Origin of the sequence: Edaphobacter paludis, assembly GCF_039993895.1 — a bacterium.
Taxonomy (GTDB): Bacteria; Acidobacteriota; Terriglobia; order Terriglobales; family Acidobacteriaceae; genus Edaphobacter; species Edaphobacter paludis.
In genome coordinates, this window is the sequence record NZ_CP121194.1 from 2,198,537 (window position 1) to 2,222,108 (window position 23,572).

Below are 23,572 nucleotides of genomic sequence, written 5' to 3' on the forward strand. Positions count from 1 at the left end.
CTGACGTAGAGAAGCAAGCGATGCCAGGCAGAGTGAATAGCCTTAAGGGTCTGCTAACAGCGTTTAACGCGCAAGGTTGTGATCCTTCACTGCTATTGGTGACTTTTGAGCCGGCGATCAAGCACGGAAAGCGCGTTAATTTCGATCAATTCCCGCCTGAGAGCGAACTGGAGGAGCAGGCTGGGCCAGGGCCAACCAGAATGCCGCGATAGCCGCAGGGCCACCCGGAATGCCGCAAATAGCTGCAGGAGGCAACAATGAGAATCGTGCATGCACTGATTTTTTGTGTGATCTCCTGTCTTGCGAGTACGGTAAACGGTGCATTTGCGCAAAACGCTATTGTCACCGAAAATCAGTTGCCGGGCACACCCGAGAGCCAGTGGGACCTCGTCGGACCGGGCTCAACAACCCTCCAGGGCTTCGCCACCGACATAAGCGTCAACCATGGCTCTACGATCAATTTTAAGATTGAGTCCGGGACGGCTAATTGGCGGATCGACATTTACCGGCTTGGTTATTACCAGGGGAACGGCGCCCGGCTGATTACGACTATCAACAAGACGAGCAAGCAAACTCAGCCGAATCCGGTGACGAATGCGACGACGGGCGAGGTGGACGCGGGCAATTGGGCAGTGACCGCGTCGTGGGCTGTCCCGGCGACCGCGGTGTCCGGCGTCTACATCGCCCATCTGGTTGACCAAACAAACACCAACAACGAAAACCACATTCCGTTTATCGTTCGTGCTGACGAGTCGACCAGCGATATCGTTTTCCAGACATCGGATACGACATGGCACGCCTACAACGGCTGGGGTGGCGCCAACTTGTACGGCGGCAACGGTCCCGGCGGCGATTCCTCTCCCGGACGTGCCTACAAAGTGAGCTACAACCGACCAATCGCAACGCGGGACTCGGTCGGAACATACGCCGGTCCCCAGGACTTCCTGTTTGGCGCTGAATTCGCCGCCATCTTCTGGTTGGAACAAAACGGCTATAACGTCTCATACATAGCCGAGGTCGACACCGCGCGCGCTCCGTCGGTATTAGGTCAACACAAGATATTCATGTCGACCGGACATGACGAATATTGGGACACCACCGCAAGAGCGAATATCCAGACGGCGAGGAGCACGAAAGGTCTCAATCTTATCTTCATGAGCGGTAACGAAGTTTATTGGAAGACCCGTTGGGAGCCGAGCATCGACGGCAGCAACACACCTTTTCGCACGCTGGTTTGCTACAAGGAGACCCGTTTCAATGCCCCGCTCGACCCCCTAGACGCAAGCCCGACCTTTGAATGGACCGGAACCTGGCGCGACCCGAGATTCAGCCCGCCTGCGGACGGAGGCAAACCTGAAAACAACCTAACCGGCACGATCTTCCAGGTGGATTCATTCCGCGCCGATTCGATCCAGATTCCCTCCTCGATGAGCGGACTGGGGTTTTGGCGCAATACTCCGAACGTCTCGAAGCTTGCAAATGGCGCGACCTGGAGCCTCACGCAAAACCTTCTCGGGTATGAGTGGGATGGATCCCCGGATAACGGCTTCGCTCCCGCAGGCATGATCGACCTCTCATCGACGACACTCGCCGTCAATACATACCTTCTCGATTACGGTACAACGACCGGTAACGGTACGGCGACCCATAATCTGACTTTATACCGAGATCCGAGCAGCCACGCTCTCGTATTCGGCGCCGGCACCGTTTTCTGGTCATGGGGGCTGAGCGACGAGCACGATCTCTCGCCAACCCCGAGCGATCCGGATGTCCAGCAAGCGATGGTCAACCTGCTCGCTGACATGGGTGTTCAGCCGGGCTCGTTGCAGTCGGGACTGATCTCCGCGCTGCAGTCGACGGACACAACGCCTCCCATCTCGTCGATCTCGACACCTGTCAACAACGCCAGCTTCGTGGAAGGCCAACCGGTCACGATCAGCGGCGTTGCAAACGACACAGGGGGTGGGCGGGTCGCCGGCGTCGAGGTATCGCTAGACGGCGGCGCGACCTGGCTCAGGGCTTCCGGTACAACCAATTGGACGCGTACCTGGAACGCGGCCGCTGGATCGGACACGATCATGTCCCGCGCGACCGACGACAGCCTCAACACTGAAACGCCATCGGGTGGGATCACCGTCAGCGTGGCTGCGCGTTCCAATTTGTTTGGGAGCACAGCTGTCCCTGATAGCCAAACCGCCGTGGACATGAATTCCGTCGAGCTTGGGGTCAAGTTTTCATCCTCGACCTCAGGGACCATCACCGGCATGCGTTTCTGGGAAAATTCCATAAACGGCGGCCCTCACTCCGCGAGTCTGTGGAGCTCGACGGGAACCCTGCTCGCCAGCGCGACTTTTGCCAACGAGACAGCGAGCGGCTGGCAGGAGATCCAATTTCCGCAACCCGTTCAAGTCACTGTGGGTACAACCTACGTTGCCTCCTACCACACCGCCCAAGACTATTCCGTGGCCAGCGGTTATTTTGTCAACCCCACGACCGTGGGGCCTTTGACGGCTCCGTCCAATGCCGGGGTTTATGCCTACAGCAGTTCCCCCGTTTTCCCAACCAACACTTTCATGTCCGATAACTACTGGGTGGACGTTCTGTTCACCGCTACACAGACAGGTACCCCGCCGACGATAACCAGCCCGTTGACGGCCAGCGGCACAGTTGGTACAGCATTCAGCTACCAGATTACGGCGAGTAACACTCCGACCAGCTTCAATGCCACTGGTTTACCTTCCGGGCTCTCGGTAAACACCGGAACCGGTCTCATCTCCGGAACGCCCACGGTGGCCGGGAGTTTTAACGTCACGTTGGGCGCTACGAACTCAACGGGAACAGGTACGGCGGCGCTGGCCCTGACGCTGGCGGCTTCAGGGACGACCGCAACTCTGTTCAACTCCACCGACACACCGAGCATCGTGACGGTAAGCGACCCTCAGGCAGTTAATCTCGGGGTTAAGTTCCAAGCTTCGACCAATGGCACGATCACCGGCATCCGCTTCTATAAGGGGCCGAAGAACACCGGAACCCATATAGGCGCTCTGTGGACCGCCTCGGGCACTCTACTCGCCAGCGCCACATTCACCAACGAGACCGCCAGCGGCTGGCAGCAGGTCAACTTTTCAAAACCGGTCGGCATCACCGGAAACACCACCTATGTCGCTTCGTACCACACCAAGACGGGAGAGTATTCGGCCAACGGCAACTACTTAGCCAACGCCCATACGAACGGACTGTTGACCGCCCCGTCGAGCGCCTCGATCGGCGGTAACGGGGTTTATGCCTATAGCGGCTCGAACGTCTTCCCGAATAAAACCTACAACGCCAGCAACTACTGGGTCGACGTCGTGTTCGTCTCTCAATAGCGGGATTAGACCAATCCGCATCAGGATCGGAGTTGAGGTTGCGGCTGAACCGGAGACAGCGCGTCGGTATGCTTGGGATTTTCCCAAGAGTCGAGGAAGAATCCGCGGCGCATAGCGTTTGCAAGTAGGTACCTTGCGATTTCGGCTTGAGCGCTGGCCGGTGACCCAGCTGCTGCGATCAGATCGAGGGCACGTTCGAGTTTGTCCGGCGGATCAGAGAGGTTGACCCCGAGCCACGAGTCAATCGTCTGGGTTGCTGCCTTTGGCAGCCTTCGGACGTGCTTTCCGTAATTGGGAAGGTATGCTGCCAAGCGACTGGCGGGAAACACATCGGTCAACAAAGGTGATGTGATCATCACTTGCGTTGTTGCAGCAGATACACCTTTCCTTAGGCACACCCCCGTCATCTATTCCGTCGGGCGCCAAGAACGAGCAACGTGTCTGCCATCTCGATGAGTGATAAATCGCCAATGCGCTCATCGAGCGGCCTCATTGGTAAACATAAGCCGACTCGTCGTTATCCATGCCAATGGTCAGCGGTTGAAACCTGCGGAGATTGCCAGATCCATCCAGGGACCTGCTTCCTCGGTACGCTCGGTTCTACGCGCTATCTGTGACCGCGGATTCTCTGGGATGATTGGGGCAACATGACAGTCCGCGTCATGTTGTCCGCCACAGCAAACGCGATGTGTGCGGCGGCTTCCATTCGAGGAGTTCGGGGCCTGCTGGTGGTTTAAAAAATGAGACCTGATCGCTCTTGCGGTCACTATCCGAGATTCGCCCGCGACTCACGGACGTTCGCTACGATGACCTCGTGTCCAAGTTCCTGAAACTGCTCGCTTATCCAGATCGAGTGTGTCCCCGCTTCCATCGCAACCCGCGCTGGAGGTATGTCGGTAAACCATTTTTCGAGGGCCTTCGCGGTGGTCCTAAAGCGGCCTCGATTGACCATTTCTCCATCTTCGTTGAGGGTGCAGTAAATGGCTCCAGACATCTGCAAGGTCAATACCGATCGTCGTCTCAACTCTGGACCGTCTGCAGGGTACTTCCGCGATGAGGTGCGGTGCCGTCTTCTTCATGGGAAACAGTCTCTCCGATCCGAAGGACCTGCTCATCCCATTTACCGTTATTTATTCTTCCTTGTGGGTATATTGGCGATCTGGCGGTCATCGGCTCACTGCTGTTTGCCATCTTCGAAAACACCTCAGTAATGCATCCCAGTGCTGAAAGTATTGAATGTAACCAAAGCATCCGGGCCAACATGCTATTCCCATTCATTTTGAGTGGTAATTATCAGGCTAACGCTTGTTCGGCTTTGCCGAGGATAAATACATCAGGAAAGAGCCCAACCGGAACGGTCTTGTCGCCGTATAAACTGCGCTGCCTGTGGACAATTTTTCGCAACCATCTTCGGCCCGTCCCATTCGATTTTCTGGCCGACACGCAATGACACGCAGCCCAGCAGCATGATCTCCGCGAGACGCGCGCCGATGTCAAAGCGCGAGTAGCACATCTGCGGCTTGTTTTCCTTGATAGCAGCGAGCCATTCCTGCGCATGGGCAACAACGAGATTTCCGGGATGAGGGTTGCGAGGAATCCTCTCCGGATATTGCGCCATGGCGGGGTGCTCGAGATAGTGGACGAACTTCTCTTCGCCCTTCAGCTTTATGAAGAAATTCGTCCCATAGTCGTCCGGCGAAAAGACCGTGCCTCCGTCGCCGATCAGCAGACAACCGCTATCGGGAATCTTGCCCTGCAGCGCGAGGATGTCGGCGGTCAGCTCGACCGGGGGCTTGTTGGTCAGGTCATGGCCTCCACGAAGCGCCGGGTTAGGCTGTCCGCCGTCGTACCACCACAGTGTCACCTGGTCGTGCTCAATCTTTTTGTAATGGTGGAACAGATGCGGATGCTCAAAGGGAATGCGGCCTTTGCGCTTGGAAAAAGCGAAGCGGATCTTGGAACCGACGGGATACGATTCCTTGTTCATCTTTCCGAAAGGCATCGCTTCAATCTCTGTGGGGTAATCGAGATCTAAAGCGCGAAACGGCATATTGACCGTGTGACACGCCATGTCGCCCAGTGCGCCGGTGCCGAAATCCTGCCAGCCGCGCCAGTTAAACGGCTCGTAGATTCCATCTCGCCCTTTTGGTTCCCGGCTGCCCTTATAGGGCCGCATGGGAGCCGGGCCAATCCACATGTCCCAATCTAATGTCGCAGGAACCGGGTCTTCTCCAGCCGGACGCTCCATTGCCTGCGGCCAAATCGGGCGGTTCGTCCAGACGTGAACTTCGTGCACCTGTCCAATGAGCCCGTCCTGAATCGTCTCCACCGCGCGGCGCAAACCGTCCGAGGCGCTGCCCTGATTGCCCATCTGCGTGACAATTTTTCTCTCGTGGGACATCTTCCGCAGATAGCGCGCCTCATAGATCGTTTGCGTGAGCGGTTTCTGGCAAAATACAGCCTTGTTTCTCTTCATCGCCATCGATGCTGCGATCGCATGCATATGGTCCGGCGTCGAAACCGTCACCGCATCGATCCGGTCGCCCATCTGATCCAGCATCTGCCGGAAATCTTTGTAAAACTTCGCGCTCGGATATTTCTTGGTCTGAGTTTCGTAAGCCACGGAACCTGAATCCACATCGCACAACGCGATGATGTTCTCGCTGGCGCAGGCATCCGTGTCGCTCCGGCCTTTCCCGCCAATTCCGATGCAGGCGATGTTCAACTTGCTGTTGAGATTCTGTCCGCGCAAAAGCGCAGGCGCGCCAAACGCGAGCGCCCCCGCAGCGAGAGACGTGGTTTTGATAAATTCACGACGGTCGACACGCGAGAGTTCGGCGGTCTCACCAGCTTTCAGAGAGGGCAACTTTTCGGATGGTTTGGACACGCGTCCATGATACATTGTTCATCGCTGACGCCAACCTTTCAGAGCCTCTCCTTGCGACCAGCCCTGCGTCAGTCCCAAGAAACGTGCATGTCGTCGCTATCCAAAGACCCTCCAATTGCCCGCAATGACGCCTGAAGTGAGCCGCTCGAATCCAGCCTCATCTCGGCAGTTCGTTGAACCCTCGTCCGTTCTGGATCATTGGCACACATCTTTCTGCTCGCGCTGATCTAGTTTTTTCCTGCTTAGCGCTTGAGATGTGGAAGATGTATGACTTTCTCCGTCCTGGTGTGAGCACATTGAAGGACGCCTTCAATGCCGCGTTATTGTTCAACAGGGTCTGCAGTTCCTAGGGAATAGTGTACTCGGACGGCTTCTTGAGTTCTACCTTCTTGCCGGACTGTTCCAGCTTGATGGCTTCGTAGAAGTAGCTTCTCAGAGGCAACTGCAAGGCTGTTATGTCCTTGATCGAAGTAAATTTTATCCATCTTCCGGTCTGTGTGTGCTCTCCGGCTTTTTCAAGAACGTGCTTGGGGTCTTTGAGCAGAGCGCCTTTGAAGAACGCCAGCGCGCACGACTCCTTGAGCGGAATTACAATCGCGACGTTTTTCTTTAGAAATGTGAAGCAGGGTTTGCCCCACTTGAGTTCTTCGGTCAGGTTGCAGCCAAGCGCAATCTCTCGCAGCTTATCCGTTTCCTTCTGCCACCTCTTTGCGTAGGGAACCTGCATCGCTTCCCCTTCCTCTAGATTTCAAATCGCCGCGTTTGTCGCCAACTGAGAGGAATCCACAACTGTGGATCGATCCGTACCAGTCACGTAAGCAAGCGTTCTAGCGGCGATCCGATCATCTTTGCGCCTGCTCTCCCCGATCAGTGGCACGCTGCGCGTGTGCGCCACGATCGCCTCATGTCCGAACTCGCTAATGCAGGGCCACCTGTCAAAGCTTAGGCAGACGGCCTATCACTAGTTGGCTGCGGTAGCCGGATTAGCTGCGAGATTTGGAGCAGAGATAAGAACAACGCTTCCCTGGTCATCTGTTTCCATCTTTGTATAGAAGCTGCGAAGTTCAGAATATTCTTTGGGCAAAAAGCCGATCGCACCCAGGGAGTAATTTCGACGAACGGTGACGCTTGTAGGAGTGGATGTAGCCGAGATGTCGTAGGCAGCGAAATTCTGAAACGGCAATTTGTCAGCTGGCGGTATAGATTCCACCTTCAGTGAAGCCGGGAAACTAACACGAACAGCGTCCTGGTTTAAAAATGGATACTCGAAGTAGACAGGGATATCTCGTTTCATGTGGGGAAAACTTGGTTTTGCATTGACCTCGAAGATATCGCCAGGGATAATCAGACGCTTGCCCGTGAAAGACGCCATCTCTCCTTTCACTGCCAAATCAACCTGAAGAGGTTGTTCATAGTCCGCAAGCTTATCAATGGACGATACCTTAACGTTCATTCCCTGTGGCGGTGGCGGTAAATCCAGTGACCAACCAGGTCTACGTCGCTAACTACAATAGCGCTTCGATGTCGGTGATCAATACCGACGGAACCGGGTTCGATTCCCACCGTCAGCGTGGCAATCAGGGTATTGCTGGTCCGTCGATCACCGATACAGAACCACTTTGGTTAGCGACGTAGACCTGGTTGGTGACCGGATTCACGGGAACGCCATAGGGGCTAGTCCCCGCCGCCAACGTCGTGATCACAGTATTGGTCGCCCCGTTGATCACCGACACCGTGCCGTTACCTCTATTGGTGATGTAGACCTGGTTGGTCACGGAATTCACAGCCACCGCAGCGGGATTGCTTCCCACCGTCACCGTCGCGACCACGGTGTTGGTGCCCCCATCGATCACCGTCATGGTATTGCTGCCCTTGTTAGCGACATAAATCTGGTTGGTGACCGAATTCACAGCCACCGCATCGGGTTCGCTCCCTACCGTCATCGTCGCGGTGGTATTGGGTGCCCCGGTTAATCATCGTGGCCGTACCACTGGTCTAGTTGGCGATGTAGATCTCGTTGGTCACTGGATTAACCGCCACCGCAGACGGTGTAGTCCCCACGGACAGGGAGGAGGTAACCGTCTGAGCAGCCAGCTGCCTGTCCGCAAGAGCTAGCAGCATTAGCACAACAGCAACTTTGAGGGTTGCACGGACCATCCGGCCGGGCCGGATGGGAGAACGAAACAAGCCAAAGAAGCTGGCCATAGACCTATCGAGCGAAAGAACAAGACCACCCAACACGCACAAGCGAGCAATGAGCCAACTTATAAACAACATACCTATCCACCTTGAAACGAACGAGGGATCCTAGGCAGATCAAGAAAGTCAACATCGCAGGGTGGAGGAAGCACAATGCGACACCGGAAGAGACAGTGTAAAGCCAATGCTGGCGAAACATGCGTGTTCGCCATACGAATCCAGGCGGAAGACGCAAAACTTCGTCAGCGGGCAAGAAGGAAGAGCAGCAATCCCCTGAGCCCGGAAACAATTTATTGTTCTTGTACCGATACAAGGTAGCACGGCATTTTCAGGCCAAAGTCTCCTTGGGATAGAGCAGGTTCATCCCGAACGGAGACTTACTGAGCAGGCAAGACGATCGTTAGCTTTTCAACCGACGCATACAGGGCGAGTCACTCATTGAACCTGAATCTATACTCACTGGCTATCGAAGAGACTTACTTGCTTGTTAGAAATCGGAGTCGTCTCCACAAATCGCGTGCGCATCTTCACTGCCGCCAGGATACGCAGCAGGTGAACGGGAGGTCTTTCGGTGGGTGCCAGATATTCCTCGTAGTCGCGCGGCTCCAGGAATGTAGTCATACGATCATGAATCGGCGTTATGTGGAATTAGATCTCGACGTGAAACACAATGAGAAACCAATGACGTTTTCTGTCGAAGTGAACCTCCAAGACCAGAAATAGAGCGTCAGAGCTTGCATACACCGTTAGGGCTTACTCGGACTTTCCCTCACTCACGATGCGCAAACCGGTGAGTGTCCGGGGATATCCTATAAAAGGCAGCAGCTGAGTCATCACGTCGACCATCTTAGCCCGATCGTTGCCGACATTTAGATTTGCAGCGACATGCCCTTTGATTTGCGGTTCGCAGCCTCCCAGCGAAACGAGAATACTCAGAGTCAAGAGTTCGCGCGTGGGAACGTCGATGCCATCTTGCGTGTAGTAATCCCCGAAGCAATTTGCAGAAAGTAAATGCTGAATGCGCATCTGATCGGACGGTGCGGCCTCGTACATCTTCTCGACAGCCTCGCTACCGACGATCAACTTCTGGATTGCGAGGCCTTTCTCCATGCGGTTCTCCGGGGTCGTGGTGGACTACGCCGGCAACGGGATTTCAATGCCACGTTCCATCATCACCTCGTTCGTAGCCTGGATGAAGTCATAAGCTCTGGCTATGCCCACGTACGGAACAGCGTGGTACAGAATCTCCTTTGCCTCGATAGGTGTCACACCAACATTGAGCGCTGCGCCGAGCATTGCCCGATACTCACGGACCGCTTGGCAAGCGATGATCGCAGCCAGTTGCACCATCAACCGCGTGCGTATGTCCAGCTTGGTGGTTCGGAGAAGCTCATCGAAAGCAAAGTTATCGAAGATCTCGATCAGTTCGGGATCAGTTACGGCGACGGTGGAAACGTGATTTGGGAAAAGCTCGTCGTGGTTCTTTTGTGCCTGCTCGTTCGGAGCCATTGCAGTTCTCCTTCATTTGTGACTTGTGCGCTTGCCTTAGGGCTGATATTGCTGATCCGTGACTTTCTCCATCCACTCAACGGCTTTGCCATCTAGCTTTTCGGCAATAGCGATATGGCTCATCGCCATGGTTGCCGTAGCTCCATGCCAATGCTTCTCTCCGGCCGGAAACCACACTACATCTCCAGGGCGAATCTCTTCGATTGGACCGCCTTCACGCTGAACCCAACCCGTGCCAAAGGTAACGATTAGAGTCTGGCCGAGTGGATGCGTGTGCCAAGCCGTCCGTGCTCCCGGCTCGAATGTCACGATGGCCCCACTCACGCGCGGGATCGGTTCCCTGAAAGGGCTGATCAATACGAACCGTCCCGGTGAAGTATTCCGCTGGCCCCTGCGCAGACGCGTGTGACCCATTCCGTTTGATTTCCAAGTTCAGTCTCCTGTGTTGCTGTGTGCGCTTCGCTCACTTAAGAAATAAGGGGCGTCCCCCGATCAGCGAAGACGCCCTTCAGAAGGGCTACCTACTTGCCGACACGAGCCTGCAAGTGAGCTGGGTACCGATCTCCCTGCACTTTGATCTCGGAGAGCGCACCATCAATCTGCTTGAGATCTTCAGGCGTCAGCTGTACGCTCGCACCGCCGAGGTTCTCCTCAAGCCGATGCAGCTTGGTAGTGCCAGGGATAGGAACGATCCAGGGCTTCTGTGCCAGCAGCCATGCGAGCGCGATCTGTGCGCGTGTCGCGCCCTTTCCCGCTGCAATGTCGCCGAGAACATCGACAAGTGTTTGGTTTGCTTTCCGGTTGTCCTCGTCGAAGCGAGGAACCGTGTTGCGGAAGTCCGTGCTGTCGAACTTGGTGTTCTCGTTGATCGCACCCGTGAGGAAACCTTTGCCAAGCGGGCTGAACGGAACGAAGCCGATGCCGAGCTCTTCGAGCGTCGGGATGATTTTCTCTTCGGGCTCGCGCCACCACAAGGAATATTCGCTCTGGAGAGCCGCCACCGGCTGCACAGCATGAGCGCGGCGAATAGAATCAACTCCCGCTTCCGACATGCCGAAGTGCTTAACCTTGCCCTCTGCAATCAGATCCTTCACGGTGCCGGCAACCTCTTCCATTGGAACGTTCGGATCGACGCGGTGTTGATAAAAGAGATCGATCACATCCGTCTTGAGGCGCTTCAAGGATTCTTCCGCCACCTGACGGATGCGAGCGGGAGTGCTGTTCATACCACTGATCGCACCCTTCTCGTCGAAGTTGAAGCCGAACTTCGTAGCGATCACAATCTTGTCGCGGAAGCCTGCAACTGCTTCGCCAACCAATTCTTCGTTTTTGCCCGGGCCATACGCTTCCGCGGTGTCAAAGAACGTAACACCGTCTTCATAGGCTTTACGAATGATCTTCAGTCCTTGTTCTTTTTCGACGGCGGGTCCGTAACCGAAGCTCAAACCCATGCAGCCAAATCCAAGTGCCGAAACTTCCAGCCCGCTCTTACCAAGTGTGCGCTTTTGCATTGCTACTCCTTTCAATCGGTTGGGGCAAGAGCGGCGCGAAGCGCCTCTCCTGCGGTTTGCTGCACTCTCCTCTTAGGAGCGCTTATGAACTCCAAGGCTTTGCCGGATGGCTATGTCCGGCTTGGTTGCCAGTTTCACTACAAGGTCGGCTACGCTCTTGCGCGAGACGACGCCGGAGGCATTCTGGAAGGGCTCACCCTTCTGTGTCGTCCCGTAGTTGATTTCGTCGTTGTCATTGAGCCAGGCAGGCCGGATGATCGTGTAGTCCAGGCCGGACGCCTCGATGAGCTCAGCCGAATCTCGGTACGGATCGAGGATGCTGCGGTAGCGCTGACCCGGCACCTCGCCGTAAATGCCCATGGAGCTTACGAAGATGAGGCGCTTGACACCTGTATTCACCATTGCCGTCACGATGTTTTGTGTTTGCTGCTTCATCGGGCCGGAGAGATTGGCGTAAACCACATCCTGGCCAGCCATCGCAGCTTGCAAGGTTTTGAGGTCAAGGACATCACCTTCGACAACTCGCTCCCGCGCAGGATTGATGACCCTGAGCCGCTTCGCCTTGCGAAGATAGAGGGTCAACTGAGCATCGGTGCGCTCCAGAAAGAGTTCCGTCGCCACCTGCGCGATTTGCCCATTTGCTCCAAGAATCAAAACTTTCAAATGAAACTCCTTTGTGATTAGTTGGGCCTGTCGGTGAGGGCTGCTCTTTGAGCTTCTCGCCAGTTCTTCGGGGGCATGCCCTCCCAAGCGCGAAAGGCTCGCGCGAACGAGTTGGCATCCTCATAGCCAAGAAGATAGGCAGCCTCGGCTAATTCAAAGACAGAGTTGCTGAGGTAGTACCGCGCCATCTGGTGGCGGGCCTCATCGAGAACGCGCTGATAGTTCGAGCCAACATCCTGCAAGCGTCGCTGGAGCGTACGAGGGCTCATGTGCAGATCCTTCGCAACGTCGTCCACCACCGGGCGGTGGCCGGTGAGTCGCTGCTGAATTGCTCCCCGCACCAAATCAATGAAGTGGTCCTCGTTGGCTGCGCGATCCTTCAGTTCCTGGTCAAACTGCGGCGCGAGCATTTCCAGAAGTTCGGCATTGCGCGTGACAAACAGAATTGCCGCATCTTCGGCGCGGAAGATGATCGCGTTCCGGGTTGCGCCAGAGACCACGGGACAACCAAAGTGTTTCTGCAGCGCCCTCGTATGCTTGCGAGGTTGAACCAGTTCCACGCGAAGCGGCTTGATGCGGGTTCCAGTGCCTTCCCGTGCGATGGTAAGAACCCAGGCGAAGCAGTGTTCCACTAGAACGGATGGCTCGACATCCATAGCAAGCGTCCAGCGGAACTGGATGGCCCACTCGCCGGCTTCTGTCTCGTGCAAAATCTCTTCCGGCGCGGACAGTTTCTTATACCGCGCCATGTGGTCAATCGCCGCGCCAAAGCTCTCCGTGGAAAGTGCCGCTATACCCATCGGGTGGAAGCGGGCAATGCTGGTTTCTGTCCCCAGCAGCAGACCAATAGACGGGTCTTTGCTCACTTCGCCAATGGCACGCCAGAGGGCGAAGAGTTCCTCGGTGGAGACGAGGATGCGGGTCTGCTCAAAGAGGTTCTGCGGGAGTCCCGCTCTGCGAAGTACCGCAGAGACGAGGACGCCCGCTTCTTTCAACCTCAACCGAAGACTGCCAGGAACACGGAAGTGCTTGACCATTGTTTACTCAGCTTTCAGAGAAGCCATATCGATTGAAAAGCGGTACTTCACGTCAGCGTTGAGGAGCCGCTCGTACGCCTCATTGATTTGTTGGATGGCAATCACTTCAACGTCGGAAGTGATATTGTGTTTCCCGCAGAAATCGAGCATTTCCTGGGTTTCTGCGAGTCCCCCGATGGGAGAGCCCGATACGCTGCGACGTCCAAAGATGAGGCCGAAGGAACTAAGGCTCAGCGGCTTCTCGGGCGCACCTACGAGGACCATGTTTCCGTCCCGCGTGAGCAGGTTGATGTAGGCGTTGATGTCGTGATCTGCCGACACGCAATCAAGAATGAAATCGAAAGTGCCTGCATGCTTCTGCATCTCGTCGGCGTTCTTTGAGATGACGACTTCATCTGCGCCAAGCCGCTTAGCGTCTTCTACCTTATTGGGCGATGTCGTAAAGACGACGGTGTGGGCGCCCATGGCGTGGGCGAACTTGACGCCCATGTGTCCAAGGCCGCCGAGACCGACGATACCAACCTTCTTGCCCTTCGTTACACCCCAGTGGCGCATCGGCGAGTAGGTGGTGATGCCGGCGCAGAGCAAAGGTGCAGTAGCAGCGAGGTCCAGATTGAAAGGAATACTCAGAACGAAGCGTTGATCGACTACGACGCTGTCGGAATAGCCGCCGTATGTGACGCCGCCCAGATGCTTGTCCGGAAATCCATAGGTGAGGACCTGGTTTGGACAGAACTGTTCCAAGCCTTCTTTACAGGCTGGGCAGGTTCCGTCGGAGTCGACTAGGCAGCCAACACCCGCGAGGTCGCCCGCCTTGAACTTAGTGACGGCAGAGCCGACTTTCGTGACGCGACCAACGATCTCATGGCCGGGAACACAGGGGTAAACCGTAGCCATCACGCTGCTCCACTCATTGCGGGCCATGTGCAGGTCGGAGTGGCAGATGCCGCAGAAGAGGATCTCAATCTGCACATCGGCTTCGCCAGGATCGCGCCGCGCGATCACGGTGGGGGCTAGCGGCGAAGTAGGACTTACAGTCGAGTATGCTTTCGCGTTGAACATGAGTTAAACCTATGCTCCTGACAGCCTACGCGCCCTGCAAAGCACGCCAAAATAGGCGCGAAGGACGCCAAACGGACTTAAAGCGGGAAACCACTCGCCCCAAAAAGAGTACGGAGTTTAAGTCGCTTGGACTTCAACTCCGCTGAATCTGGCTAAATCAGGAACTAGAGTGCTGTAAGTAAGCTCTGCGACGGCATCAGGTCCGGTATAGTTCGTCCGGTCTCCGAGAAGTTCTTCAATCCGCGGTGCGGAGAAGACCTCAGCTACAGCCTGTTCATCACGAAAGTTGATCTGTGCGGCTGCCACGATGTCGGTCTCCTTATCTGCCGGGAAGAAAGCCTCGATAGAAAGCAAACCTCGCGGTCCTCCGATCTCTCGCGTGAGGGGCAGGTGCGTGTTGACGAATACTTGCGGTCAAATCGAGCATCCCGATCACCGCGATATGTAACAAAAAGTGTTCTCATCGGTCCTCAGACTCCTAAAGCAGTAGGTGGTTCAGTGTCGATCAAGCCCAGATCGGGGATATCGAACGGCATCCAGATTCCTGCTCTTGAGGCGCGGCTATTCACTCTTAGGGTGTCGGCAGAAGACCGGCAAGCATGGCGGAGATGACGCCGCCATCGATCAACAGATCGCTACCCGTCACAAAGCCGGCATCCGGGCCCAACAGGAAGTTCGCGGCAACGGCGATTTCGTCGGGCGACGCCATGCGCTTCGCCGGGGAGGCTTCGATCATCGTGCGGTACATGTCTCCGATAGGCGAACTCAACTCATGAAGCGCGAGCGGAGTCAGGATAATCCCAGGGCTGATGGAGTTGACGCGAGCGCCACGCTTGCCCCAGCTGATGCTGGAAGCTTGCACGCGCAGATGATTCGCGCGCTTCGATATGATGTAGGCGACCATTGAATGCTTGTCTGGCGTCACTTTGGCATACCACTGAGTCGATTCAAGCCGGCGATGCCCGAGCCATTCTTTCAGTGCAAAGAGAGACATCGGTTGCTTGGCGTTATAAAGTTGGCTGGCTATGGTGGATCTGGCTCTGTGGCTTGTGATCGAGCCGCGCGTATCCTTCTCAGGTACACCGGCCTTCTTGCAGAGGGTTGGGATGATCGTGTGATTGATGATGCACTTTCCGATTGGGCGACCACGATACATAAAGAGGAAGTCAACGAGCTCGCCTGTTTTTTCATCCGGGATCGCCAACTCACTCAGTGAAACTGCCAAAAATATTTGATCACTCAATGAGTGACTTGCCCTGTTGTCGTCAATCGAGGATTACTTCGGGTTTTCCGGTTTATCAGCAGCAACCTTGAACATACAGGGGGTGCGCGAAAACGAAAGAAATGAGCGGGCGGAGAAAAGTCGGAGCCGTGACGATGTCGCGGCTCCGACCAGACTTGCGATTGATTCTTCTCCCTACCAGCCGTAGCCTCCCGGAGCGAATGTAACTCCGCGGAGCACTTCGTGCGAGCGGGCACTGCGAACCGTGGTGAAATGGCCCAAACGATCGTCTCCCTTCGGCAAAGTGGTATCGCTTATACGGTCGGTGACCTTCACCAGTTTGTTCGGGTCAGCTCCCGTGTCGCCATTGGCGCTGATGGTTGACGTAATGGCGAAGATGGTCACGGTTCCGTCGAAGTTATCGCGTCCGGTGATGTTGCGGCAGCCGCCCGTCGCGGGATTGAGCGAGGAAGGGTAGCCGCCGATGCGGTAGGGCACGCCGATGTTCAGCCCATCCTGCAGGACGTACTGCATCCCCCAGGTGCCATTGATCAGGCTCCATTTCTGCAGGCCGGCGGTGGCCAGCGATTGGGCGTCGGCCACGTTTCCGTTGACCGCCGGGGACACCAGAGTGCCGTCACCCTCGTCGCAAACATAGAGCGTCGTGGGGTTGGCAAACCAGATGCCGAACGGGAACGCCGTGTTTGTACTGGCGGCGGTGTTGGGAAATCCGGGCAGGATGGTCAGGGGCACGGTTGCGAGCGTGGCGACGGAGCCGGTAGGCAAAGTGCCGACAGTGCCCGCCTGGTAGACGGTGTTGACGCCATTGCCGCCGCTGCCCTTGGTGACGTACAGCGTGTTGTTGAAGATGGTGAGGCTGCGGAAGTTGGTGTCCTTGCCCGGCTTGTCAGTGCCTAACTCGAGACGCCCGATCATCTCGATGTTGGGTGGAAGCGGTGGCATCAGCCCCGGATAAAGCAGCTCGGCGCCCGTTGCATTGGACAGATCGATGCCGTCAGTGGTCGTCGACATCTGCTTCTTGGACAGGTTGCCCGAGTTGTCGTTGCCCACCATGTAGTACAGACCATTACCGCCTTTGATGGCCGCGCGGCCGTTATCGCCGCTGTACGCATTGCCGTGGGTGATGCTGAGTTGGCCGTCGGCATCCACTTCGGCAACCGAGCGGTAGTAGGCTGCGGGAACAAAGGGATTGCTGGTAAACGTGGTGAAGACTGGATTGGTCGGATCGCACACGCCCGGAGTGTTGGAAGCCGAAGCATCCAGCAGGTTGGGCGCAGTGGGAGAAACCGCGACGCCTCCGCACCCGATGCCGCCGACGTAGCCCATGAAGGTGATCGAGCGCCCGTCAACCGAGCGGTTCAGCGCAAGCTCAGACTTCGAGCTGAAGCTGGTCACAATCTTATCGCTGGGGATGGGGAGCGTTCCCAGCTCCCGGCCATCGGTCGTGATGTCGTCCAGGAAGATGGGCGACGTCACGCCAAAGCTGCCATCGGAGTTTGCGTTATTCCAGACGTTGTGGGTATCGAATAGGTTCGGGTACTCGCCGTTATCGGTCGCGACGCCGCACGGAACCGTCACAGGAGTCGTGCCGCCCGTTGTGGTGGGAACATTGATGGTCAGTCCCGTCGTACCGCCCTGGCATCCCAAGGGCAACGTTTCGCCGGTGGTGACGGTCGAGGCGTTCCCGTCATAGACACTGCGGCTGACGACCAAAGAGCCTGGAACGAACCGGAAACGATTGTCACGGTCATGGGAATCGCCGCGGTCATGGTCGAGGTCCTGCGAATGATTCGAGGAGTTCCCTTGTGCGTTGAGTCTTGCCGGTGAACCTGCCGCTGCAGCCAGGATCAAGATCGGAGCGATAAGCAGATACTTAACTTCGGTCATATGTTGACCTCCGTGCCTATTAAGTACAGACCCCGGTAGCCGTCCAAATAAATAATGGGAGAAAGAATAATAAATACTCAGTAAACAGCTCAGCGGTCGCACGACGACCGCGTTCGGGTAGGATCGGTTTCGGGAAGCGCCCATCCCGCCTGAATTTCTTCTCGCTTGACGCCAAATCGCCTGTGCGCTCTCACCCACCTCGAACGACACGGCAGCGGCGACCGCGAAAAGATATATCTCGATGGCATGCCAGCGGCGAGGAGGTCGCTCGTATGCGCAGAAAAAATAAACACAACAACAGCAAGAAAACCGTCCTCCGCCTACCCGACTTAACCCACAGCCCTCCACGCTCCCATCTCGCCACGTGAATCGGCGTGGTTCGGACTTTCAATCAGATCGAGCCTCCGAAAGTCTCATCTGTGTTATGAGCTTGCTCAATGTATGGTCCGCAGCCTGACTGCAATGGAAAAGTTCAGGGTTAGAGAGTCTGCGTCAAAGGACCCGGCCTGTATTTCGGGTGGAGAGTCTCTGATGGGTTCGATCTGCCTGCGTACATGACGATTGATATGCGCTGCCAGACTCGATTCACAATTTTGAAACATTGCCTTAATCAAACAGCGCATCTACTCCGGCACACTGAAAAGATAACGTTGTCCTCCTCAACTGGTTCACCTTAAACCGGTGTCAGGCACTATGGCTTATTACGGTAAAAGTCGGTGCCGTCTCTTGTCCGCGAAGTTTTGTGCGTTGACTTTGGGCCTCGCCGTTTTCTTGTGGGGAACAGGATATAAACTTTCGCTCTACTTTTTGCCGAGCGAGAGCCATCCGAGTATTCCAACAGCCAAGCTGCTTTGCCCGGAAAACAGTCCAGTTACGTCATCCAAAGCGGATTGCACAGATTCAAAGGCGAGGTCCGCCACCACGCCTCACCACTTTAGCTTTGTGACAGCCACGAGTGCATCCTCACTTGTGCAGCCGATCCAGCGAGTCGATCAGCGAAGCCGCTATGTCTCTCCCGCGCAGAGCGCCAGCTTCATTCACTTCGCATCGCTCCCGCCTCCCGCTTCCATCCCACCCGCTTCATCGATCTGATCCCATCCAGGAAACACGCAGTGTTTGGTATGCCACGCCAGTGCGGGTGACATAAGCCGGCCCTCTGTTCGCGCCTGCCAGTTCCCCTGCATCCGCAGGCTTCTGTGCCGGTAGCCATTGGTCCCTGATGCCTAGATTCCCAGGTTTTGGAAATTAGATCGTTGTCTTCGCTTATGCCCGAATGGGCGCGCAACCATGCATTTATTTCAAACCATTTCAGGAGACTTTTCTCATGCGACTGCTTCGATTTCTTATGTTCTTCAGTCTGATCTTGCTCGCCGGTCTTGGCACCGGCTCGGCGGCTGATACGCCCAACATTCAGGGAAAGGTGGTTGACTCCAGCGGAGCACTCATTCCTCAAGCGGCTGTTTCTATAACAGATTTGGCAACCAACACAGTGACTCACACAACGACGGATGCAGTGGGCCAGTTTGTCTTCAAGAATGTGCTTGTCGGGCCAAAGGTCATCAACGTCCAGAAGTCGGGATTTGAGTCCTTCACACTGCGGTTCTCACCGGCGACACAGCACACTATCACTGCCACCCTACAGGTGGCTGCGCTCACTGACAGTGTCATCGTGCGCGGAACGGTTGACCCCGAGGCCACCCCGGTGCCCACCCGCGAGGACGTGATGATGATGCCGGAAACAGTGCGGGTGCTCGACCGCAAGCAGTTGGATGCGGCTGGCCCGGTGGCCGGCGGAGCACAGATGCTGCAAGCCACCCCCGGAGCAAATGTTGTCGGTTATGGAAATACAGGCGGACAGAAATATACCGTTCTCCTGAACGGAATCCAGCAGGGCTGGGCGGGCGAAGCGACGAGTTTCACTGCGCCGGGCTCGCTTGGCATCACCTATGACGGCATCCCGGTAGCAGACCCCGCCACCGGTCTCTGGCAATCCGCCACCATGCCGCAGAACCTCGTGATCCAGGACGTGCAGGTGACCTATGGACCCGGCCAGGCGGCGGATCGCTGGTACACCGACGAAGGTGGCCGAGTGGAGTTCACGCCAATTCAGCCGACCGTGGATCGCCACCTCAGCGCTGCCACCACGCAGGGTCCCTACGGCCAGCAGAACTTCGCCTTTGTGGGCAACACAGGCTCGTTCAAAGACTGGTCCACCGTCGTAGGCGGCGGCCTCGGTCGCGGCAACGACTTCCGCAGCGCTCCAGACGGCTTCGGTAACCACACCAGGAATGGGTCAGTCTTCGGCAAAACCGTCAAGACATTTTCGCCGGGAAGTCTTGCCTTCGGTGTCCTTTACGCGAAGGGCGGCGGCTATCGTCCCACGGTGATTCCCACCACCGACGTGGGCCTCATCGAACATGGCAGCGGCATCAATTTCAGCCAGGCCACAAGCGGTTTCTACAGCGCTCTACCCTACGCCAGTTACAACAAGTACGACACCAACGAGATGTTCATGACCTATGCGCGTGAGCGGATCCATTTGAGCCACACCTCTACATTCGAGAATTCGACCTGGTACACCCACATTCGTCGTTTTCACCGCCGCAATCAAGATGCTCTCAGCCAGGGCGCCCAGGTGGACGAGTGGAACAACCCGCACAGCAACATGTTTGGCGACCGGATCGGGTTTACCCAGGTTCTCCCGTACAACACGATTCAGTTCGGCGGCTACCTGATTCACGAGGTCTATAACTCGCACAATCTTTTCTATAGTCCGGCGGAGGGTGGAGACGGCGCCAAGCAGATCGTCGGCGCAGGCTCGAAGTTCCGCTCCGGCTACTTCCAGCAGGACAATGTGACATTCTTTGCCCAGGACGATATTCACCCCATTCCGCAGATTCACATCATTCCGAGTGTGCGCGTCGATGGGTTCTCCACCAACTACAGCGACCAGGCGGCCCGTGACTTCACCTTCGCCTCCAGCACCTACTTCTCCCAGGCCGCTGATGGCACGATCACTCCATCTACCTCTCCTGTCTATCAGACCCACTGCTCACTGAACCCGCAGACCGGCAGCAATGCGACAGACCCCTACTACAACTTCTCAGGAACTCCCGTTCCGACTTCCGACGGCAGTCAGACAAAGGACCAGGGGTCGCTCTGCGGAGCCCATGAGAGCCGCTCTGCCGTTGAACCCGGCATCGACGCCTCCGTGACGCCGTTTCAGTGGCTTACGATCTACGGCGGCTATGACACAATCTACCGTTCGCCCGCGCTGGGCGGCGGTGGCGGCATGTTTCAGGCCGTGAACCCCAAATACTACATCCTGGCGAAGGGAGCCTACGCTCAATTTGGCGGCAAGGTTCATTTCACAAACGCGCCAGCGCTCAGGAACTTCATCGCCGGAGTAAGTTACTTCCACAACGATTACACCAACCAGGAAATTGACGTGGAAACGGCGCTCGGCGTGGTGGAAACCAGCGGCGGCAACTCCGCCTACCACGGCGTGGATGCCTTCTTCGACGCCGACCCCCGCAGCAATATCCATTTCTTCTTCAATTTCGCAGGAGAATCATCGAAATTTACAACCTACGTCACGGGTGGTCCGATCAACGCCTGCGGCACAGCTGCCAATCCTGCTTCCGGTTGCGCCTTCTACAACAATCTGCCGGTGTCGTATGTCCCGAATGTGACGCTGAATACAGGACTCTATTACGGAATTCAGCGCCACGACCGCACGATCATCGAGCCTCGCTTGTGGATCGAGACAACCGGCTCGCAGCACCTGTGGTCGAACAATTCCGGAGGACCCACCACGCAGACCATGCCGTCCTACACGACGCTGAACGTATCGTTCAATGCTCCCATCACCTTCGAAAAACAGTCATTAAACCTCAGGGTTGACATGATGAATTTAGCGAATAAGCAGTACAACGAATACGAGTACATCTCCAGCGGCGGCTACTTTGCGGCCCTCAACCCGAACGCAAGCGGATACATCAACGCCTATCCGGGGGCTCCACGCACCATCTACGGCACCATCACCTATCAGTTCTGATGGTGCGGATGGCAAGCGCGGGGCGGTGCATCTCGACCGCTCTGCGCTTGTACATCGGGACTCTGGCGTTTTCCGGTGGCATCCGCGCTATGCGTTCTTGAGATCATCTCCTAACGCGAAGGTCGCAGGTTGGCACAACAACCACCACGCTCATCCCCAGTCTTCCCGGCATGGCATGGCATGGTATGAGTTCGATCCGAACTGGTATGGAATATCAGCTTTGCGAATGGTAGGTCTCGCTTGGCATGTGAAGGTGTGGAAGCTCGAAGCCGTCGGCCATGTTTAGCATTTCGCTATTTGTATGGCGTTGCTCGATCTCGAAGAATCTCGTTACTATTGAACCTTCTTGAAGCCTTCGGTATTCCCCAGTGCAGAAACCTGGCGGCGGATCTCATCTCGCACGGCACGCAATTCATCTAGGGGGCGGCCTTCAGGATCGGGTTAGAGGCCAATCATGCCGGCGCATCCCTGGAACATATTGGCATTTGTCTCCGCAGCCCATTGTGATGAGCAATTGCGCTTCCCGCGCCAGTTCCTCGTTATTTTTGAGGCTTCGCTCAGATCGATGCCAATCTCTTGAAAGACAGCCAGAACCTCAGGATGCACCCGTAGGCCGGGTTCGGTTCCCGCAGATACGGCTTCCGCTTTATGCCGGTCGGCAAGCTGATTGACGAAATGCAGCTGCCATCCGTGAGCGACCTGCATGCCCTTGTACCGGCCAGTCCGGGCTTCTGCACCGTTACGGACGCGATGAAAGACATAATCAAGCTCCGCCTTCACATTTTTGCGGCGGCTCTGTTTAGGGGTGTGCAGTGGTTGGACGCGACCGGTGGCAGACGTTTGGTGTTTGTACAACAAAGACATTCTCGATTTCCGTCATCTGGCCGACATTATTTTTTAGCGTCGGATGGATGAGGTTTTTCATGTCGACAACAAGGCGATTTCTTCCAATCAGGTTCCGTTTTAGTCTACTGAGACATATAATGTTTCGCCGACGCAGTTCACAGCGTTCCAAAGGAATGCATCAGTCGGGAAACGATTTGCGTAGGGCCGGACGAGAGAGATTTGCCAGAAAAAGGATGTCTCGCCATGCTAGAGGATACCCCGCAATCAAACTACGAAGAGGCCTTTGTCGATGTGGTTGGCGCTCGCGTGTATTATCTCCATGCGGGAAGCGGCAGGCCGATGCTGCTCATCCATGGGCTGCTCGGTTCCAGTGCGAACTGGCGGAATAACATCACGGCCCTCGCTCAGCACGCCAGCGTTTATGCGATCGACATGGTGAACATGGGAAAATCCCAACGGGTCGAAGGGTTGGACACGGGGCTTAGGGCCACCGCCAATCGCATCGTCGCAGTCATGGATGCGCTCGCTCTCACCGAGGCCGACATCGTCGCTCACTCCTATGGGGGAGCCGTCGCACTGATGCTTGCGGCGTTACATCCCAGGCGTGTGCGTAGGCTCATCCTGTTCGCGCCCGCCAACCCCTACTGCCACGCGAGCGATCTGATGGCGCGCATTTATGGCACTCCCTGGGGCGGGTTTCTCGCCTGCGTGCTGCCCTATCTTCCGGCGCCAATTCAGCGCATCGCCCTCGGAGAGATGTATGGAGGCCCCCACCGGGTTGTCGATAGCTGTTTGCAGGAAATAGTCGCTGGCCTGCGGAACCCCGGCACATTGCGCCACGTCTTGTGCATTGTTCGCTGCTGGTTCGCAGAGAGGGCCGGACTGAAAAGCGCGCTCCGCCGCGTGAAACGGATTCCAACGCTGCTAGTGTGGGGGGATGGCGACTGTACGGTCAGTCTGAGCTCAGGCAAGATACTGAAGCGCAGACTGCGCGGTTCCGAACTTATCGTGTTGCGGGGTGGTGGCCACTCCGTTTTCGAGGAGGCACCAGAGGAGGCGAACCGCATCATGGTGGAATGGCTTGGTCGTCATTCGTTGTCCACTCCGCGTCTGCGCGAACTGCCTCAGGCTGCCTCCGTCGCCAGAAAGGCCAGAGGCCGCGCCATGCGACACCTATCGCCTGGGACCTGACACAGCCTTACCAGTCAATGATCAACGAATGTTTTTGGACTACGGTCTGAGATAGGGATCCCAAGCAGTCCAGCCAATATGACGGCAGAATGCAAAACACCTTTCGTTTCAC

Annotated in this window: 22 protein-coding genes and 1 pseudogene; 4 read left to right on the forward strand and 19 right to left on the reverse strand. The window is 56.3% G+C overall.

The features are described from left to right. The first annotated feature begins 257 nt into the window (after positions 1 to 257). Complete coding sequence (locus P4G45_RS09020; protein ID WP_348266147.1) at positions 258 to 3,368, forward strand: DUF4082 domain-containing protein; 3,111 nt, start codon at positions 258 to 260, stop codon at positions 3,366 to 3,368. Between the two features lie 766 nt (positions 3,369 to 4,134). On the opposite strand, the gene P4G45_RS09025 is transcribed toward P4G45_RS09020, so the two are convergent. The 18 genes from P4G45_RS09025 to P4G45_RS09105 form a co-directional block, all read right to left on the reverse strand. Continuing rightward, complete coding sequence (locus P4G45_RS09025) at positions 4,135 to 4,392, reverse strand: hypothetical protein (protein WP_348266148.1); 258 nt, start codon at positions 4,390 to 4,392, stop codon at positions 4,135 to 4,137. 309 nt (positions 4,393 to 4,701) lie between these two features. After that, the gene (locus P4G45_RS09030) at positions 4,702 to 6,234 is read right to left on the reverse strand and encodes a Gfo/Idh/MocA family oxidoreductase (RefSeq protein ID WP_348266149.1); all 1,533 of its coding nucleotides are present in this window, start codon (positions 6,232 to 6,234) and stop codon (positions 4,702 to 4,704) included. A gap of 178 nt (positions 6,235 to 6,412) precedes the next feature. Further along, on the reverse strand, positions 6,413 to 6,550 hold the full coding sequence (locus P4G45_RS17040) for a YdeI/OmpD-associated family protein (RefSeq protein WP_373694195.1): 138 nt from the start codon (positions 6,548 to 6,550) through the stop codon (positions 6,413 to 6,415). Positions 6,551 to 6,601: 51 nt separating this feature from the next. Then, positions 6,602 to 6,982 carry a DUF1801 domain-containing protein gene (locus tag P4G45_RS09035; protein ID WP_348266150.1) on the reverse strand — a complete coding sequence of 127 codons (381 nt, stop codon included), beginning with the start codon at positions 6,980 to 6,982 and terminating at the stop codon, positions 6,602 to 6,604. Between the two features lie 234 nt (positions 6,983 to 7,216). Next, positions 7,217 to 7,708 carry a hypothetical protein gene (locus tag P4G45_RS09040; RefSeq protein ID WP_348266151.1) on the reverse strand — a complete coding sequence of 164 codons (492 nt, stop codon included), beginning with the start codon at positions 7,706 to 7,708 and terminating at the stop codon, positions 7,217 to 7,219. Positions 7,709 to 7,832: 124 nt separating this feature from the next. Beyond that, the gene (locus P4G45_RS09045; RefSeq protein ID WP_348266152.1) at positions 7,833 to 8,171 is read right to left on the reverse strand and encodes a hypothetical protein; all 339 of its coding nucleotides are present in this window, start codon (positions 8,169 to 8,171) and stop codon (positions 7,833 to 7,835) included. A gap of 79 nt (positions 8,172 to 8,250) precedes the next feature. Then, entirely contained in the window at positions 8,251 to 8,460 is a 210-nt protein-coding gene (locus P4G45_RS09050; RefSeq protein WP_348266153.1) for a hypothetical protein, read from the reverse strand. Positions 8,461 to 8,910: 450 nt separating this feature from the next. Continuing rightward, the gene (locus P4G45_RS09055; protein ID WP_348266154.1) at positions 8,911 to 9,075 is read right to left on the reverse strand and encodes a hypothetical protein; all 165 of its coding nucleotides are present in this window, start codon (positions 9,073 to 9,075) and stop codon (positions 8,911 to 8,913) included. Between the two features lie 132 nt (positions 9,076 to 9,207). Further along, entirely contained in the window at positions 9,208 to 9,564 is a 357-nt protein-coding gene (locus P4G45_RS09060; RefSeq protein WP_348266155.1) for a carboxymuconolactone decarboxylase family protein, read from the reverse strand. A gap of 24 nt (positions 9,565 to 9,588) precedes the next feature. Beyond that, positions 9,589 to 9,963, reverse strand: coding sequence for a carboxymuconolactone decarboxylase family protein (locus tag P4G45_RS09065; protein WP_348266156.1), 375 nt, complete (start codon positions 9,961 to 9,963; stop codon positions 9,589 to 9,591). Between the two features lie 36 nt (positions 9,964 to 9,999). Further along, a complete protein-coding gene (locus P4G45_RS09070) occupies positions 10,000 to 10,377 on the reverse strand; it encodes a cupin domain-containing protein (protein WP_348266157.1) in 378 nt (125 codons plus the stop codon). A 107-nt stretch (positions 10,378 to 10,484) separates the two neighbouring features. Beyond that, positions 10,485 to 11,474: an aldo/keto reductase gene (locus tag P4G45_RS09075; protein WP_348266158.1), complete on the reverse strand. Its 990-nt coding sequence runs from the start codon at positions 11,472 to 11,474 to the stop codon at positions 10,485 to 10,487. A 72-nt stretch (positions 11,475 to 11,546) separates the two neighbouring features. Then, positions 11,547 to 12,137 (reverse strand): NAD(P)H-binding protein, encoded by a 591-nt coding sequence (locus P4G45_RS09080; protein ID WP_348266159.1) that lies wholly within the window; start codon positions 12,135 to 12,137, stop codon positions 11,547 to 11,549. A gap of 17 nt (positions 12,138 to 12,154) precedes the next feature. After that, entirely contained in the window at positions 12,155 to 13,174 is a 1,020-nt protein-coding gene (locus P4G45_RS09085; RefSeq protein ID WP_348266160.1) for an AraC family transcriptional regulator, read from the reverse strand. Between the two features lie 3 nt (positions 13,175 to 13,177). Beyond that, positions 13,178 to 14,236, reverse strand: coding sequence for an NAD(P)-dependent alcohol dehydrogenase (locus P4G45_RS09090; protein WP_348266161.1), 1,059 nt, complete (start codon positions 14,234 to 14,236; stop codon positions 13,178 to 13,180). Between the two features lie 117 nt (positions 14,237 to 14,353). Beyond that, positions 14,354 to 14,590: a hypothetical protein gene (locus tag P4G45_RS09095; RefSeq protein WP_348266162.1), complete on the reverse strand. Its 237-nt coding sequence runs from the start codon at positions 14,588 to 14,590 to the stop codon at positions 14,354 to 14,356. A 217-nt stretch (positions 14,591 to 14,807) separates the two neighbouring features. Next, the gene (locus P4G45_RS09100) at positions 14,808 to 15,461 is read right to left on the reverse strand and encodes an SDR family oxidoreductase (RefSeq protein ID WP_348266163.1); all 654 of its coding nucleotides are present in this window, start codon (positions 15,459 to 15,461) and stop codon (positions 14,808 to 14,810) included. A gap of 192 nt (positions 15,462 to 15,653) precedes the next feature. Then, positions 15,654 to 17,366: a hypothetical protein gene (locus P4G45_RS09105; protein WP_348266164.1), complete on the reverse strand. Its 1,713-nt coding sequence runs from the start codon at positions 17,364 to 17,366 to the stop codon at positions 15,654 to 15,656. A 1,324-nt stretch (positions 17,367 to 18,690) separates the two neighbouring features. On the opposite strand from P4G45_RS09105, the gene P4G45_RS09110 reads away from it, so the two are divergent. Further along, positions 18,691 to 21,423: a TonB-dependent receptor gene (locus P4G45_RS09110; protein WP_348266165.1), complete on the forward strand. Its 2,733-nt coding sequence runs from the start codon at positions 18,691 to 18,693 to the stop codon at positions 21,421 to 21,423. 127 nt (positions 21,424 to 21,550) lie between these two features. Next, positions 21,551 to 21,709: pseudogene (locus tag P4G45_RS09115) on the forward strand (acyl-CoA desaturase); the annotation flags it as partial. A gap of 155 nt (positions 21,710 to 21,864) precedes the next feature. Here P4G45_RS09115 and P4G45_RS09120 read toward each other — a convergent pair. Next, a complete protein-coding gene (locus tag P4G45_RS09120; protein WP_348266166.1) occupies positions 21,865 to 22,287 on the reverse strand; it encodes a hypothetical protein in 423 nt (140 codons plus the stop codon). Positions 22,288 to 22,512: 225 nt separating this feature from the next. Between P4G45_RS09120 and P4G45_RS09125 the strand changes: the two genes are divergently transcribed. After that, a complete protein-coding gene (locus P4G45_RS09125) occupies positions 22,513 to 23,460 on the forward strand; it encodes an alpha/beta hydrolase (protein ID WP_348266167.1) in 948 nt (315 codons plus the stop codon). The last annotated feature ends 112 nt before the right edge of the window (positions 23,461 to 23,572 follow it).

What these genes read in the sequence shown, in the direction of transcription:
- P4G45_RS09055 (WP_348266154.1), bottom strand. Translation starts at nt 9,075, where the DNA reads ATGACTACATTCCTGGAGCCGCGCGACTACGAGGAATATCTGGCACCC.
- P4G45_RS09120 (WP_348266166.1), bottom strand. Translation starts at nt 22,287, where the DNA reads ATGTCTTTGTTGTACAAACACCAAACGTCTGCCACCGGTCGCGTCCAA.
- P4G45_RS09040 (WP_348266151.1), bottom strand. Translation starts at nt 7,708, where the DNA reads ATGAACGTTAAGGTATCGTCCATTGATAAGCTTGCGGACTATGAACAA.
- P4G45_RS09070 (WP_348266157.1), bottom strand. Translation starts at nt 10,377, where the DNA reads ATGGGTCACACGCGTCTGCGCAGGGGCCAGCGGAATACTTCACCGGGA.
- P4G45_RS09075 (WP_348266158.1), bottom strand. Translation starts at nt 11,474, where the DNA reads ATGCAAAAGCGCACACTTGGTAAGAGCGGGCTGGAAGTTTCGGCACTT.
- P4G45_RS09090 (WP_348266161.1), bottom strand. Translation starts at nt 14,236, where the DNA reads ATGTTCAACGCGAAAGCATACTCGACTGTAAGTCCTACTTCGCCGCTA.
- P4G45_RS09020 (WP_348266147.1), top strand. Translation starts at nt 258, where the DNA reads ATGAGAATCGTGCATGCACTGATTTTTTGTGTGATCTCCTGTCTTGCG.
- P4G45_RS09035 (WP_348266150.1), bottom strand. Translation starts at nt 6,982, where the DNA reads ATGCAGGTTCCCTACGCAAAGAGGTGGCAGAAGGAAACGGATAAGCTG.
- P4G45_RS09125 (WP_348266167.1), top strand. Translation starts at nt 22,513, where the DNA reads ATGCTAGAGGATACCCCGCAATCAAACTACGAAGAGGCCTTTGTCGAT.
- P4G45_RS09085 (WP_348266160.1), bottom strand. Translation starts at nt 13,174, where the DNA reads ATGGTCAAGCACTTCCGTGTTCCTGGCAGTCTTCGGTTGAGGTTGAAA.
- P4G45_RS09065 (WP_348266156.1), bottom strand. Translation starts at nt 9,963, where the DNA reads ATGGCTCCGAACGAGCAGGCACAAAAGAACCACGACGAGCTTTTCCCA.
- P4G45_RS09060 (WP_348266155.1), bottom strand. Translation starts at nt 9,564, where the DNA reads ATGGAGAAAGGCCTCGCAATCCAGAAGTTGATCGTCGGTAGCGAGGCT.
- P4G45_RS09050 (WP_348266153.1), bottom strand. Translation starts at nt 8,460, where the DNA reads ATGGCCAGCTTCTTTGGCTTGTTTCGTTCTCCCATCCGGCCCGGCCGG.
- P4G45_RS09105 (WP_348266164.1), bottom strand. Translation starts at nt 17,366, where the DNA reads ATGACCGAAGTTAAGTATCTGCTTATCGCTCCGATCTTGATCCTGGCT.
- P4G45_RS09110 (WP_348266165.1), top strand. Translation starts at nt 18,691, where the DNA reads ATGCGACTGCTTCGATTTCTTATGTTCTTCAGTCTGATCTTGCTCGCC.